This window comes from Paenibacillus sp. 3LSP (assembly GCF_032465655.1).
In the GTDB taxonomy this organism is placed as follows: domain Bacteria; phylum Bacillota; class Bacilli; order Paenibacillales; family Paenibacillaceae; genus Fontibacillus; species Fontibacillus barengoltzii.
This window is the reverse complement of record NZ_JAWDJI010000107.1, coordinates 1-14519: the sequence shown is the minus strand read 5'-3', so window position 1 is coordinate 14519 and position 14519 is coordinate 1. Positions and strand designations below refer to the sequence as shown.

The 14519-nt window shown below is 49.6% G+C and carries 8 protein-coding genes, 5 tRNA genes and 1 pseudogene; 4 read left to right on the top strand and 10 right to left on the bottom strand.

All coding sequences use genetic code 11. The features are described 5' to 3' along the window. Positions 1-4: 4 nt before the first annotated feature. The 4 genes from RW092_RS08805 to RW092_RS08790 form a co-directional block, all read right to left on the bottom strand. Entirely contained in the window at positions 5-1471 is a 1467-nt protein-coding gene (locus RW092_RS08805; RefSeq protein ID WP_028538819.1) for an extracellular solute-binding protein, read from the bottom strand. A 147-nt stretch (positions 1472-1618) separates the two neighbouring features. Continuing rightward, entirely contained in the window at positions 1619-2542 is a 924-nt protein-coding gene (locus tag RW092_RS08800; protein ID WP_009224694.1) for a carbohydrate ABC transporter permease, read from the bottom strand. Next, on the bottom strand, positions 2520-3509 hold the full coding sequence (locus RW092_RS08795) for a carbohydrate ABC transporter permease (protein ID WP_009224693.1): 990 nt from the start codon (positions 3507-3509) through the stop codon (positions 2520-2522). Before RW092_RS08795 ends, RW092_RS08800 begins: the two co-directional genes overlap by 23 nt. A 192-nt stretch (positions 3510-3701) precedes the next feature. Then, a complete protein-coding gene (locus tag RW092_RS08790) occupies positions 3702-4952 on the bottom strand; it encodes a GntR family transcriptional regulator (RefSeq protein ID WP_009224692.1) in 1251 nt (416 codons plus the stop codon). A gap of 332 nt (positions 4953-5284) precedes the next feature. Between RW092_RS08790 and RW092_RS08785 the strand changes: the two genes are divergently transcribed. After that, on the top strand, positions 5285-7300 hold the full coding sequence (locus RW092_RS08785; RefSeq protein WP_316010008.1) for a GxGYxYP domain-containing protein: 2016 nt from the start codon (positions 5285-5287) through the stop codon (positions 7298-7300). Positions 7301-7376: 76 nt separating this feature from the next. Here the strand turns inward: RW092_RS08785 and RW092_RS08780 are convergent. Beyond that, positions 7377-9137: pseudogene (locus tag RW092_RS08780) on the bottom strand (ABC transporter ATP-binding protein); the annotation flags it as partial. A gap of 119 nt (positions 9138-9256) precedes the next feature. Between RW092_RS08780 and RW092_RS08775 the strand changes: the two are divergent. From RW092_RS08775 to RW092_RS08765, 3 genes are all read left to right on the top strand, one after another. Continuing rightward, positions 9257-10726, top strand: coding sequence for an ABC transporter permease (locus RW092_RS08775; protein ID WP_410055526.1), 1470 nt, complete (start codon positions 9257-9259; stop codon positions 10724-10726). 18 nt (positions 10727-10744) lie between these two features. After that, the gene (locus RW092_RS08770) at positions 10745-11932 is read left to right on the top strand and encodes an ABC transporter permease (protein ID WP_316010007.1); all 1188 of its coding nucleotides are present in this window, start codon (positions 10745-10747) and stop codon (positions 11930-11932) included. A 101-nt stretch (positions 11933-12033) separates the two neighbouring features. Further along, positions 12034-13866 carry an ABC transporter substrate-binding protein gene (locus RW092_RS08765; protein WP_316010006.1) on the top strand — a complete coding sequence of 611 codons (1833 nt, stop codon included), beginning with the start codon at positions 12034-12036 and terminating at the stop codon, positions 13864-13866. Between the two features lie 203 nt (positions 13867-14069). Here RW092_RS08765 and RW092_RS08760 read toward each other — a convergent pair. The 5 genes from RW092_RS08760 to RW092_RS08740 form a co-directional block, all read right to left on the bottom strand. Continuing rightward, positions 14070-14149, bottom strand: a tRNA-Leu gene (locus RW092_RS08760). 21 nt (positions 14150-14170) lie between these two features. Next, positions 14171-14256: transfer RNA gene (locus RW092_RS08755), tRNA-Leu, on the bottom strand. 10 nt (positions 14257-14266) lie between these two features. Then, positions 14267-14340, bottom strand: a tRNA-Cys gene (locus tag RW092_RS08750). Between the two features lie 11 nt (positions 14341-14351). Next, positions 14352-14426: transfer RNA gene (locus tag RW092_RS08745), tRNA-Gly, on the bottom strand. 17 nt (positions 14427-14443) lie between these two features. Next, positions 14444-14519 (bottom strand) — tRNA-Lys (locus RW092_RS08740).

Here is a 14519-nt window from a genome sequence, read left to right as displayed (position 1 = left end):
AAATTTACTTTTTGGTATAGGCCTCCGCTTTCTTCTGTGCATCATCCAGAATCGACTGAATATCCTCCTTGGTCATTAACGCTTTCGTCACCGATTCACCAAAGATTTGCCATACCTTGGAGTCTGCATTCGCAAACGTTGGCAACCCTTGCACATTGCCGGCCATCGCCAGATAGTGCTGGTACATTTCCGGATGCGCCTCTTTATATGCATCGGTTTCAGCCACCGATTTCAACACCGGAGACCGGACACCCGTATCGGCGATCAGCTGTTGAATCTCCTCGCTGTACATTGCGCGAATATACTCAAATGCAGCTTCCTTGTTCTTTGCATCCTTCGGTACGGCATGGAACGCAGCGCCGATGGTGATATTGCCGGCTTTGCCGTCCGGGGACAGCGGGATTTGCGACATGCCGTACTCGATACCGATTTGCGCGCTCTCGATCGCACGCCACGGACCGTCGATCAGGTAAGCGATCTGTCCTTTCTTAAACGCATCGAAATACGTTCCCTCATTGGTGTTGACCATCAATCCAGCTGGATGGTTGGCGTTCAGCTCTTTTAAGAACTGTACCGTTTCTACGTTAGCATCGGAGTTAAAGACAGGTTGACCTTGATCATCCGCAAATCCTCCGCCATTGATGACAAGCAAAGTCCCATACCGCAAATACCCCCCGGCATTCGGTCCAGCATAGACCCCGCCGCCGTAGAACTTGCCTTTTCCTGCTTCTGTGACCTTCTTCACGTTCGCCAGCAGCTCATCCCACGTTTCCGGCGCTTTGTCCGGGTCCAGACCTGCTTCCTGCACCAGCTTCTTGTTCCAGAACAAGCTGCTTACGCCAGGTTGCGAAGCAAAACCGTAAATCTTGCCGTCATACTCCATCGGCTTCCAGGCAGCCGGTGCTACTTTTTCACGAATTTCTTGAGCCATGTCATCTGGGAACGGTTCAAGCAATCCCTGTTGGGCAAACCCAGGCATTTGCGTTTCCCCAACGATGATATCAGGCATGTTCTTCGCCAGGAATCCCGCCGTTTGCTTCTGGATCAGCGGCTCCCCCCAGCCCCAGTCCTCGGTTTTCACCGTAATGTTCTTGCTTTGCATTTTCTCATTGATGATCGATTGATAATAGTACGGGAAGACGCCCGCTTTCTTCAGCGGCTGACCCGGGGTATAGTTGAAATCCTCTGCTGTAATCCGGGGATTCAGCGTCTCGTCAGCGATTTGTCTTTCTTTGTGTTTCTCCAGCAGTTCGCTCAGCACCCCGACGCCAACCGCTACGGCTCCTTCATTTAATACGGTAATGGTAGCGCCTTCAGAAGAGGACGAACCTTGATTCCCTGATGCTCCATTAGTCCCTGGGTCGTTCGCAGCCTGGTTGCCTCCAGTGTTACCCCCTCCAGATCCGCAAGCCGCTAGTAAGGTGATGAGTAACAGCGATAGAAACATGACGTGGAACTTTTTCAACAACATGCTTGAACCCCTCCAAAAGTCATTTTATTCAGCGTGAGTGTCCATTAAGTCAAGTTTTCAATACGGGTGTTGAACTGTTTTCATCGATTCGATCCATAACGGACCGGTAGTGCAACTTCGACATAAAAAAATGAGTTCCCGGCCTTCCTAACCTTTGATCCCTGTGTTCGCCAAGCCCTGCACAATATACTTCTGGAAGAAGGCAAAGATCAGCAGCGCTGGAATCGTAATGCCAAGGCTCAGGGTAATAATCATTGGATAGTTGATGACGGCGCCAGGGCTTGCCCCAACGGAGGAAATCCGCGTGATCGCCGCAGGAAGCGTTTGCAAACTGTCGTCTGTTGTATAGAAGAACGGGGTAATAAAATCGTTCCACGTTCCGAGCGCTGTCGTAATCGCGATAAACGCCATAATCGGCAACTGCAGCGGGAAGAGGATCTGGAAGATCAGTCGTAACGTCCCGGCCCCATCCACAATTGCAGCTTCGTCGATTTCCAGCGGTACTTTTTCCAGCGACTGCTTCACCAGAAACGTCCCCATAATGTTGATGCTAGGTCCGCCGATCAAGTAAACCCACCAGGAGTTCAGAATCCCGGTCCCGCCGGTAAAGATATCGTTTCCTCCGGCAAACGGGAAGCGGGCAAATTCAAGGTAAGTCGGAATGATCGCGAGCGTCCCGGGAATCATCTGCGTAGCAAGCATGATCAAGAAGATCGTATCCCGTCCTTTAAACCGCAACCGTGCGAACACGTATCCCGCCAAAAATGAAGTCAAAATCGCCCAAAACGTGTTGTAAGCGGTACGAATCAGCGAGTTCTTCATATAAGTGGCTACGGCGGCATCCGTGGAACCGACGATCAGCGCCTTGAAGTTCTCCAGCGTGGGCGCTTTCGGAATGGGGAAGATGCCTAACACCGTTGAGGAGAATTCCGTCTTGTTGAAAAAACCAGCAAGCACCATGAAGATCAACGGGTAAAGCAAAATGAGCCCAACGCCAAGCAGGATAAGATGTCCCAGTAAATGAACGGGCTTAAACTGTTTGCTAACTTTAGCGTTCAAAGGACTGGGCATGCGGGAGCGCCTCCTTTTTCGCAGATTTGACGGGCTTGATCGGAATGGTTGTCCGACGATCGGATTTCGTTGACCAGTTGTAATACAGCACCGTCACGACGATCACGATCATGGCCATGATGAGCGAGGAGGCGCCAGCCATCCCCAAATTAAAGTCCCAGAAGCCGTCCCGGTAGATCCGGAACACCAGCACTTCGGTTTGCCCGTAAGGCCCGCCGTTCGTAATGAATAAGACCTGCTCGTAAATCTGGATCGCTGCGATCAAGTTCGTAATCACGATATACGTCGCGATAGGTTTTAACCCTGGCAACGTAACATACCGCAGCTTATGCCACCGTCCTGCACCATCCATTTCCGCCGCCTCGTACAAGGACAAATCTACGGATTGCAGACCGGCCAACCAGATTAAAGCGGCACCGCCAACCCCTTTCCAGACCGAATAGACCACAATCCAGAAGATGCCCCATCCGACAGAGTACTGCCATACGATAGGTTCCTTCCCCATCGCTTTCAGCAGGTTGTTGATGACCCCATTGTTTGAATCGAGAAAAATGTTGAATACTTGCGTGGTCGCTACCGTTGCCGTGATGGCGGGGATGTACCAAATGGAACGATAAAATCCTTTGCCGAACAGCGGCAGGTTCATCAGCAGAGCAGCAAAAAAGCCTGCTCCCAGCGTAATGACCGTGACCAGTCCACCCAGCCAGATCGACCTCCACAATGCATCCGTGTATACCGGGTTGTTAAAGAAGCTAACGAAGTTATCAAACCAGATGAAATTAGGTGTATCTGCCAATCCCACCCATTCGAAGAACCCTAGCACGAACCCGAACAAAGTGGGGAAACCCGAAACCACCAACCATGCCAAAAACATCGGCACGAGGATAACGGCGGCGATCAAAGCATCTTTACGCTTCCCTAACCTGCGCTGCATTGCCTTTCGCTTCTGTAATCCCGCGGTTTCCATCGTCCAAGCAACCCTCCTTACTGTGAAGTGCACTGTTAAAGCTTTTTTGTTCTAAGTTGTATTATCTATTTGCAATATTAAATATATTTCACTATATCATTTATGTCAAGTATTAGATATATCATTTAATGCTAATTTGCTATAAAAAAGACACCTAGCTTGCAAGGGCAAGCAGGTGCCCTGTCAATCTATTTACTTTACTCGTTTCGCAAGTGGGCCCGTAGATTGACTTTCAATTAATTTTGGCTCGAGGATCACTTTCGTGTACCCCGCATCTTTCTGCTCAGGCTTCTCGAGAATGTCCCGCAATATCCGAGCTGCGGCTTCTCCCATCTCAATTTCCGATTGCGAAATATGCGAGAAGAATCCCCATTCATGCAGCCCCGGCGAAGGATCGTCAAACGTCAAGATCGAGATGTCCTCCGGTACCCGAAGCCCTAGTTCTTTACAAATTGAATAGATGTGCAGGCCAAGCCGTCCGTTCAGTGTGATATAAGCGGTAGCGATCTGGTTCTTGATAAACCGGTACAAAGGGTGCTTCTTGTCAATCTCGCTGTAATCCACATTGAAATCCGTGAGGATCAGTGCCGGATTAATCATCGCGCCCTTCTGTTTGAGCGCCTCCATATATCCGTTAATCCGTTCCTCTACCGTAATGGTGGGCAACGGGGAATCGGAGCAGATGGCGATATCGCGATGCCCCAGACCCCACAGATAATCAACAGCAAGCTGTCCGCCGATTAATCCGTCGCTGCGCGACAAGTTCGTCGCCACTCCCGGCAAATACCGATCGAGCAGCACAAACGGGTAACCCCGCATCTTCAGGGCTAAAATTTCCTCGTTGTACGTTTCCGCATCACTTGGGAAAATAATCAGACCAGCGGCTCCTTTGCGAATCAGATCGTTGATCGCTTCCTTCTCTCTTTCAATGGAATTGTACGTCAAGACGATTTGCAGGCTGTAAGGACTGTCTTCAAGAATGTTCGTAATTCCTTGAAGCAGGCGGATGGCAAAATAGTCTACCATCATTGGCATAATGAGCCCGATCGTGGTGCGCCCCGGAATATGGGATGCTGCTTCAATCGCTCCCAGCGAAGGATCCGTTCCCCCTCCGTTTAACGCTCCGGGGTGGACTTGTGCCCCCGAATTTCCGTCCAGCACAGGCCATAATCCGCCCCCCTCTGCCAGAGAGCCTTGATGGCGTTGCAATAGCTCGCCAATCCCCTCGCTGACGAAGCTTCCACGTCCAGGGATCCGGTAGATCCACCCGTCCTTCGCCAGCTGCATCAAGGCATTGGCTACCGTTATTCGGCTGACGTCGAACTGTTCCATTAACTCTTTTTCTGATGGGATCTTATCGTTCTCCCGCAGCTTCCCCTGCAGGATCATTTCTTTGAAGTGCTGTTGAATCTGCATATACAACGGTTTACGTTCGTTTTGCATAAGGCTTCTCCTATCTTATTTCTCTCCATATATTCACATTATATCATTTATAGCATTTCGTCAATCTATTTCAAGTCATTCGCTCCCTTGACATTCACTATTGGATATATTAAACATATTATACAGGTGCTATCGTTTTCTTTACATATTTCATTAAAAAAGGAGGGAATTTGTGAATCCAGCGTTTCAGAGCACCTTTCTATGAGCGATAGCCCTAATATGAGGATACGAGGTGAACGCATTTGTTTCGCAAAATAATGATGACTTGTCTCATTTTATTCTGCATCATGTCCTTATCCTTAGGTACCACCTCTGCATCGGCAACATCCTCAGTGGAAACTGCGTCAAAGAATACGATCAGCTGGCCTAAATCGCAAGCGCTTCCAAGTTTCGGGAAAGTGAAACGGCTGGATGTGGCCGACGTCGCCAAAGCGCCGGGTGACATTCGCATCATGCTGGCTACGCTGCAAGGTGTGGTCAACCGTTCGGAGCCGCGCATTTATTTGCTGGAGAATGAAGAAGAAGGCAAGCTGACTTGGCTTAATGATCTCAAGGTTCCTTATCAACTGCATAATGAGGCTTGGGATCTTGTGAAGAAGTACAAAAATGAAGTGAAAGGTATCATCATCTACGATCCGGAGGTTCCCGATTCGATTAATGTCGCGACCACCTTAGCCGGGCTTAAAAACGGGATGGTCGTCAGTCCGGACCTCGCTCCGCAACTCCAAGCTGCTCCTTATCGCTTGAAGGTGCTTGAGGATTTGCGCGGCCGGTTCGAGGATCGGATGGATGCTTATACATGGCAATATGAACATCTGTGGAAAGAAACGACGCATCGTATGCTGATCGGGCTTAGTCCCAGCGTCTCCATCAAAATCCCTCCGGGACTCCCCGAATCGTTTGAGGTGATCGCCGAAGAGACCCGGCAGATTCGTGATGCCAGCAACAAAGGCACCTACGAGCTAGATTTGACGTCGTTTCTAGGGGGAGATGCCGTCTATTTGCGGTTTGATGATGCGTTTACCCAAGACGGCTGGGGCTCCGCCGTACATGAAGTCGTGATCAAGGCCGATGGACAAACGATCGCTCAGTTCATTCCGGGTACACCGGAGGAAGAAGAATTTTTATACGATCGGCAGGATTCGCAAATTTCTGCGGGTGACGGCGGGCACCGGTTTGCCGACAACGGGCGCTATTTCGTCTATCGCTTCGTTCCTCCTGCAGGTACGCAAGAGCTGACAGCCTCTGTGGTTATGTGGAACCAGTTCAAGGTCTCTGCCGGCAACGTTCAACCGCTCTCCTCCGAACAGAAGGAGCCTTACGGTTACCTGCGGGATTATGCCGTCGCGAACAAAGCGATGGTGTTCTGGTTGGAAGTTAATGATCCGGAGCAAAGAGAACTGTTTGAGAAAATCTTATCGGACGTCGAGCCCGGAACCCCTTATCTCGGATGGTTCAGCAACGACGTTGCAGGTGAGTTCAGCTCTGTCGAAGTGACCTCGAACCATGGTGTTTACGTCTTGGCTGCCGATTGGTTCAGCAACTTGACCGTTTTCTCCGGCACCCAAGCGAAGCAGGTTAAAACCAAAGCCCCTGCTGCTCCGCCATTAGAAAATAAAATCTATGTCACGTACACCTTCAGCGAGGGCGACAACTTCCAATATAACCAGCACCGGATGCGGATTCTGTGGGATGATCCGGCCCGCGGTCAGGTGCCAATCAACTGGACGTCCAGCCCGCTGCTGTACGATGCCGCTCCAGCAATGCTGAACTATTATCGCCAGTCGGCCACCGATAACGATCTGATCATTGCCGGACCGTCCGGTGCCGGATACTTCTATCCGGAGGCTTGGCCGGAAGCGACGTTTGCTGAATTCTTGAAGAAGTCCTATAAATACTTACAGAAATCCGGCATGACTCTCACCTATGTCTTGAACCGGATTGACAGCAATAACGTGCCACTGGGTTCCTCTTATGCGGACGCCTATGAGCGCTACTACAAAGCCCCTGGCTTGTTCCTGAGTTGGGAGGATCGCCACGGCGTGGAAATCGTTAACGGTTCTCTGCCGGTATCCACGATTCAAGGCATCAGTACCGTCCAAGACGGCCTGCGCGTCCTGGAACAAGCGAAAGCGAATTGGGACGGTAAGTCCCCGCTGTTCGTATCGCTGGGGCTGCTGGCTTGGAGCCTGACGCCTTCGGATGTGGTCGCCATGACGGAAGCCCTCGGACCGGAATTTGAAGTGGTACGAGGCGATCATTACTTCACCCTCATTCGTCAGTCTAACGGGTTGTCCGTGAAGCCGCATTCGCTGGAAATGGACGAAGAGCCAGCTGCGGTACAATAATTTTTAAACCTCAAAAAGGTCTGCATAGCCAGCTGATGTCAGCTGATATGCAGACCTTTTGATTTTCTCCAAATTATTAAATCGCAACCTTCTTGCCTTCCGTTGGCAAAGCCACCCAGTGCCCCTTGGACACTTCGACCAGTTGGGAGTTCTCCAGATCATACTTGTCCACTTCCGTGGATTCTTCCACGATAGTCCGCCTCTTCTGCGACTCAACCTTCGGATCTGGAACCGGAACCGCAGCGAGCAGCGATTTGGTGTACTCATGCTGCGGATTGGCGTACAGTTCTTCGCTTTCGGCAAGCTCAACGATTTTCCCCATGTACATGACGGCAACACGATCGCTAATATGCTTTACCATCGATAGATCATGCGCAATAAACAAATAAGTCAGTCCTAATCGCTGCTGAAGCTCTTCTAGCAATTGAACCACCTGGGCCTGAATCGATACATCTAAAGCAGAAAGTGGCTCATCACATACAATAAACTTCGGGTCCACCGCAAGCGCCCGGGCAATGCCGATTCGTTGACGCTGACCTCCGGAGAACTCATGAGGATATCGTTCCGCGAAAGCCGGTTCTAGCCCCACCATATCGAGCAACTCTTCGATCCGCTTCTTCCTTTCCGTCCCGCTGCTGACCAAACGGTGCACATCCAGGGCTTCCCCGATAATATCTGCGACTCGAAGGCGTGGATTCAGAGAGGCATAAGGATCTTGAAAGATCATTTGCATGTACCGGCGCATCGTTTTCATTTCTTGTGCAGATAATCGATTAACCGCAATCCCTTGATAAAGGACGTCCCCTCCCGTTGGTTGATGAAGGCGCAGGATGGCGCGGCCGGTTGTGGATTTACCGCTTCCCGATTCTCCTACTAACCCCAAGGTCTCCCCTTCGCGAATGTGAAAGCTGATATCGTTGACAGCTTTCAAAATATTTCCCTTCCCCAAATCAAAATACTGTTTCAAAGACTTCACTTCGATCAGCGGACGCTCTAAATTCGAGTTTTTCAGAATTAATGATGCGGGTTTTGCCCTTTTGGGTTCATCCAAACGCGGTAAGGCGTTTAGCAACTTGAGGGTATATGGATGCTGCGGATTCGCAAAGATCTCTTCCGTTGTCCCGCTCTCCACAATGGCGCCTTCCTTCATCACCACAACCCGATCACACATCCCGGCAACCACTCCTAAGTCATGGGTGATCAGAATGATGGAAGTGCCAAAACGCTCCTGCATTTGTTTCATCAAGCTAAGAATTTGCGCTTGAATGGTGACATCGAGTGCTGTCGTAGGTTCATCGGCAATGAGTAAAGCAGGCCGACAAGCCAAGGCAATAGCGATCATCACGCGCTGGCGCATCCCTCCGGAGAACTCATGGGGATATTGGTTATACCGCAGCTCGCTGTTTCGAATTCCAACCAACTTCAACATTTCAAGCGCTTGAAATTTAGCCTCTTTCTTGGACAGCTTCTGATGTTTGATCAGCCCTTCGGCAATTTGTTCCCCGATCTTCATCGTGGGGTTCAGTGAAGTCATTGGATCCTGGAAGATCATCCCGATATCCCGGCCGCGGATGCTCTCCATCTCTTTCTCCGAATAATTTGCTATCTTATTCCCTAGAAAAAAGATTTCGCCCTCTTTAATATCCGCAGGTGGAGTAGGCAACAGACGCATGATTGCGCGGGCTGTTACGCTCTTCCCGCTGCCGGATTCGCCGACGATGCCAAGCGTCTCCCCTTTTCTAACCTCGAAACTAACCCCCTTAACAGCTTCAACTTCCTGGTCCCGTGTCCGAAAGGATACGGATAAATTGCCTACCCGCAGTATCGTCTCCATCTTTACAACTTCCTCCCGTCCATCTCTGTGAAATCTACCGTTGACATCAAATAACTCCTAAAATAATATATACTATAACGATCGGAATAATGCAATTTGTGAATAAGAAAGGTGGATCATCCATGGAAGCCGCACCCGCGGCGAGAGCCGCTAATGCTGACCCAGTGAATGCAAAGCCCCGTTTCAATCGGAGAGTCGGGTCCATTTATGCCAAAATGATGCTAGATTCCTCCTATAAATATTTCTTGCTTCTCTTAGGAGCTCCGGTAAATCTCTTCGTCTTCTTCGTGTACTGGCTCCGGAAGCGTAATGATTCTTACCGGCTGCTGCTAGCGGATACGAGAAAGGAACTGCTTGCTTCCGGGTACAAGGATGAGCTGAAAGCGGAAATTCTGGAGCAACTGCGTCAGAAGCAGCGTTTCTTCGGGGCAGCCGTATCACCGGAAAAAACAGAGCTGCTCGCAGTGAAAGAAGCAGAGGGTAAATTTCAGGAAGCCGTTCATGATGCCGCAGAGCAAAAAAGAATCCAACTGCAGCTGGTACGAACCGATTTCGTTGGGACGTTTCAGGACTTGGCCGAACGCTCCTGGTTTCTTGCCCTTTCGTTTATTCCCGGCATCCTGATGTATTTGTTGATGTTTTTCTATAGCAGTCCTTATCTGAAATACATATTTGAGCGATGTGTCATGGCCCTGTTCGTTATTGTGGGCGTATCCATCGTGGTCTTCACGATCCTTTATTTGTCGCCGATGAATCCTGCCGCCAATATTCTTGGAGAGACGGCAACGGAAGAGCAGATTGCACAGTTCAACAAAATCTATGGACTCGACCAATCCTACCTCGTGCAATTATGGAACACGATCAAAGGGATCGCGACCTTTGACCTTGGCAAATCGTTCGCCGGCAATGAACAGGTGACGGAGACGATTGCCCGTAAATTTCCGATTACACTGACGTTAACTACAATCTCGTTGTCGCTGGCCATTCTGATCGCCATTCCTGCGGGGATCCTGTCCGCCGTCAAACGCAATTCACTGTGGGACTATATATTGATGTTCATCGCGCTAATTGGCTTATCGATTCCGAGCTTTTGGCAAGGGTTGATCTTCATCTTGAATTTCTCGATCAAGCTCCACTGGTTGCCGGCGACCTTCAACCCGCAAAACGCGTTGTCGATCATCATGCCCACCCTTGTCTTAGGTACCGGACTCACAGCGGCCATCGCCAGGATGACGAGGTCCTCTACACTCGAAGTCATTGGCGAGGACTATATCCTTACCGCCAGAGCTAAGGGATTAAACAAGCGGCAGGTGTTGCTCAAACATGCAGTGCGTAATGCCCTCATTCCGATCGTAACCGTAATCGGCTTGCAATTTGGCGGAATGTTAGGCGGATCGGCCGTGACGGAGAAGGTGTTTAATATCAGCGGCATCGGCAGTTACATCGTAGATAAGCAGTTTGTTCCGGATATCCCCAGCATCATGGGCGGCGTGGTCTATACTGCGATAACGATCTCGATCATCAACGTAATTGTTGACGTTCTGTACGCTTTCTTCGATCCGCGAATTCGGACGAAAATGAAACAATACTGAAGCAGGTGCAAATGAGATATGGCCAAAGCCCTTTTTTCCTCAACCCGAAAATTTAACACCGAAGTGAAGCTCGCAGTGTACACCCTGTTCACAGGTGTGTTTGTAATTGCGCTGTCCGCCTTGAACTTGTTCAAACCCTATGTTTCAAACACTTTCCTTCCATCAATGTTTGTGCTAATGCTCATCGCGTTGTTTCACTTGATTGCACTTGTGCTCGTAGCCCGGTATACCGATGACCGTAGCGCAGCTCCTGGATTAGTCTGGATCGCGGTCTTATTGATTTTAACCTCTGTGACAGGCAATCTATTTGCTTTACTGCTTGGGGTGAATCTGCTGATCAAACTACGGAATCATGGCAATCCAGGGACCTACAAGTGGGAGGAAGTTTGGAGCAAGCTGACCCGGAGCACGCCGTCTATGCTTGGACTGTTCTTTATCATCCTTTTGTTTTCGCTCTCGGTATGCAGCTTTTTTACCTTTGATTACGCGATGGCCACCGAAAACAACTACAGCGCCATCCTGCAACGCCCAAGTTTAGCCTATCCGCTTGGTACGGATAATTTCGGTCGATGTCTGTTTTCACGAATCGTGTTTGGCGCTCGGATATCATTAGTTGTTGGCTTCCTTTCGACCGTTCTGCCATTCATAGTCGGCGGTGCTCTGGGAGCGATATCCGGATACTACGGGCGGCATACCGACAATATCATCATGCGGTTCTTGGACATTCTTTACGCTATACCGGGGATTTTGCTGGCGATTGCCATCATCGCGGCCTTTGGTGCTAATACGGTAAATCTCATCTTAGCGCTAAGCGTTGGTGCCATTCCGACCTATGCAAGAACGATGCGGGCTAACGTACTGCTCGTATCCACTTACGAATTTGTTGAGGCGGCCCGGGCTTTGGGAACTTCCAATGCCGCAATTATTTTCAAGCATATCGTGCCGGGGGCGCTGGCGCCGATGATCGTCAAGTCAACCTTAACGATTGGCACCGCCGTCATTTCTACCAGCAGTCTCAGCTTTCTTGGACTTGGCGTAGAGCCGCATATTCCGGAATGGGGCAATATTTTGAAGCTGGGCAGCACGTATCTGGAATCCCATTCCTACTTAGCCGTTTATCCTGGACTTGCCATCATTGCGCTTGTTCTGTCCTTTAACTTCTTGGGCGACGGGCTCAGGGATGCGTTAGATCCTAAACTTGGCTAACGTCATTTACACTTTTCTGGAGTGGTTATTCTTTCGTTTTTCGTCTGCGGAAAATGAATGAACATATTATTTTTTTACTTAATTGAGGGAGGAATTATAGAATGAAGAGAAAACCACTACTTATCTTGCTGATCGCTTTGATTTTGGTGGCCAGCGGATGCTCTGTGAAGACCAAGTCGGACGTAGCCGGCAACCAAAGTACCCCCAATGCAGAAGCGGAAAACACGGTAGATCAAACTCCTGTAGAAATAGAGCTGCTCGCCTCCAGCTCCAACGAATCCGATGTTAACATCATCCGAGACCAGTTGACCAAAAACGGCTTTAACGTGAAGTTGAATCTCCAACCGGATTACGGCAGCTTTAAAGCCCAACAAGACGCGGGTAACTTTGACATCGCTTTGTCCAGCTGGACGACTGTAACTGGCAACCCTGATTACGCCGTGAGATCGCTGTTCAAGACCGGCGGTGATTACAGCATCTTAGCCGATCCGGAAATCGATCAATTGATCGACAAAGCTGCAACTGAGACACCGGAGCAATACAAGGAGACTTATAAGCAATTTGAACAACGGCTGGTCTTTGACAAAGCCTATATCGCACCACTTTACATTTCTTTGAAGAGCCAAGCCATTAACAAAAACATTCTGAATCCAGCTAGCGTTAGATTGTCTAAATCCCGTGCCCTGGCCTGGGAGAGCATCGACTTCAACGATACGTCCAAACGCGATAAAGAACCGCTGCTGCTTACGCAAGCGGCTTCCGTGTTAACATCCCTGGATCCCATCAAGGGCAACGACGGTTCCATTAACCAACTGAACACCAATATGTACGTTCGCCTGATCAACTTAACGGATGATGACCAAATTACTTCCGAAGGTTCCCTCTCCCATAACCACACCATCGCCGAAGGGAACTCGGAATACTATTTCCTGCTTCGGGATGATATCAATTTTGCAAAGATCGAAGACAAAAAAGCAGTCGACACAGGCGAGCGTGTAGGTGCTGACGACGTCGTCTTCTCCTTGCTGCGAGCAAAGGACAAAAATTCGGTACCCGATCATCGCACTTACAGCTTACATGAACATATCAAGAACGTAGAGATCGTCACGGACTTGTCTTCCCTAGATAAGATCCAACGAGCCGGCGGCGGCGGAAGTGTCAGAGAAGCGCTCGAGGCCGGATTGGAAACGAAAATTAAAGAGCTCGTTGCTGATAAGAACCAAGCTGACAATAAAGCTGGCAAATACCAGGTCGTCAAACTGACCACCACAGAGCCATTCCCGCAAGTTCTGAACTACTTGGGTCACCAGTCGGCAGGGATCGTGTCCAAGAAACAAGTCGAGAGCATCAATACGTATGACGTAGCTACCTTCGACGTGAACAAGGACGTTCCATACGGAGATCAGAACACTGTGACGGAAGGCCCTCAATACAACAACACATTGTATGCCAGCGGACCGTACATTTTATCATCCAAGAACGACTACGAGGCCACCTTCTATAAAAATCCGGGATATCGGAAAGGCAGCGAATATGAGCCAAAAATCTCTACGGTAAAAGTTCGCTTTATCGCCGATGCCGACAGCGCTCTGTCCGCACTGCGCAACAGCGAAATCCACCTGTATTACGGCGTACCGGAAACGAAGTATGACATTGTTAAAGGCGACAGTAAGCTGCAACTGCAAACTATCGAAAGTAACGGTGTGACTTACCTGCTCTTTAATACCAAAGGACGTCCTGTTGCCGAAAGCGAGGATTTGCGTAAGGCCGTGCTTTATTCCATCAACCAGGATGAAATTCTAGCCTTCTACAATGGCAATAAGATCAAAGCGGCCTCTACGGTTAGCCCGTTGGTGAAGACCGGCAACGAGTTGGTCGCGGATCCAGCGAAAGTGCAGGAGTTCTTAAACAAGTATCGGAGTGCTTCAAAATAAACCGTAGTAAGTAATGAATCAGCCCATCACACGATTTCTGAACAAGGACGTGTGATGGGCTTTTTTTCAAAGCTAAGGCTGAACCACCGTTAGCTCCAAATTTGTTGATTCTGCCTCTAGGCTGTCAAGGAAGAGGATTACAAGTGCAAAATAAAAACAGTTCACTAGATCTTGGATCTAATGAACTGTTCTGTTAATTGTAATGCCGGTGAAGGGACTCGAACCCCCACGGTTTCCCTCACGATTTTGAGTCGCGCGCGTCTGCCAATTCCGCCACACCGGCACATATAAAATGAATTAAAAGTGCGGAAGACCAGACTTGAACTGGTACGGTAGTCACCTACCGCAGGATTTTAAGTCCTGTGCGTCTGCCGATTCCGCCACTCCCGCGAATTATCAATGGAGGCGCCACCCAGATTCGAACTGGGGATAAAGCTTTTGCAGAGCTGTGCCTTACCACTTGGCTATGGCGCCATAATATAGAATGGAGCGGACGACGGGAATCGAACCCGCGACCCTCGCCTTGGCAAGGCGATGCTCTACCGCTGAGCCACGTCCGCTTAAACAAATATGAAACTGGTGAGCCATGAAGGACTCGAACCTTCGACACCCTGATTAAAAGTCAGGTGCTCTACCAACTGAGCTAATGGCTC

What these genes read in the sequence shown, in the direction of transcription:
- RW092_RS08805 (WP_028538819.1), bottom strand. Translation starts at nt 1,471, where the DNA reads ATGTTGTTGAAAAAGTTCCACGTCATGTTTCTATCGCTGTTACTCATC.
- RW092_RS08800 (WP_009224694.1), bottom strand. Translation starts at nt 2,542, where the DNA reads ATGCCCAGTCCTTTGAACGCTAAAGTTAGCAAACAGTTTAAGCCCGTT.
- RW092_RS08795 (WP_009224693.1), bottom strand. Translation starts at nt 3,509, where the DNA reads ATGGAAACCGCGGGATTACAGAAGCGAAAGGCAATGCAGCGCAGGTTA.
- RW092_RS08790 (WP_009224692.1), bottom strand. Translation starts at nt 4,952, where the DNA reads ATGCAAAACGAACGTAAACCGTTGTATATGCAGATTCAACAGCACTTC.
- RW092_RS08775 (WP_410055526.1), top strand. Translation starts at nt 9,257, where the DNA reads ATGGAAGCCGCACCCGCGGCGAGAGCCGCTAATGCTGACCCAGTGAAT.
- RW092_RS08770 (WP_316010007.1), top strand. Translation starts at nt 10,745, where the DNA reads ATGGCCAAAGCCCTTTTTTCCTCAACCCGAAAATTTAACACCGAAGTG.
- RW092_RS08765 (WP_316010006.1), top strand. Translation starts at nt 12,034, where the DNA reads ATGAAGAGAAAACCACTACTTATCTTGCTGATCGCTTTGATTTTGGTG.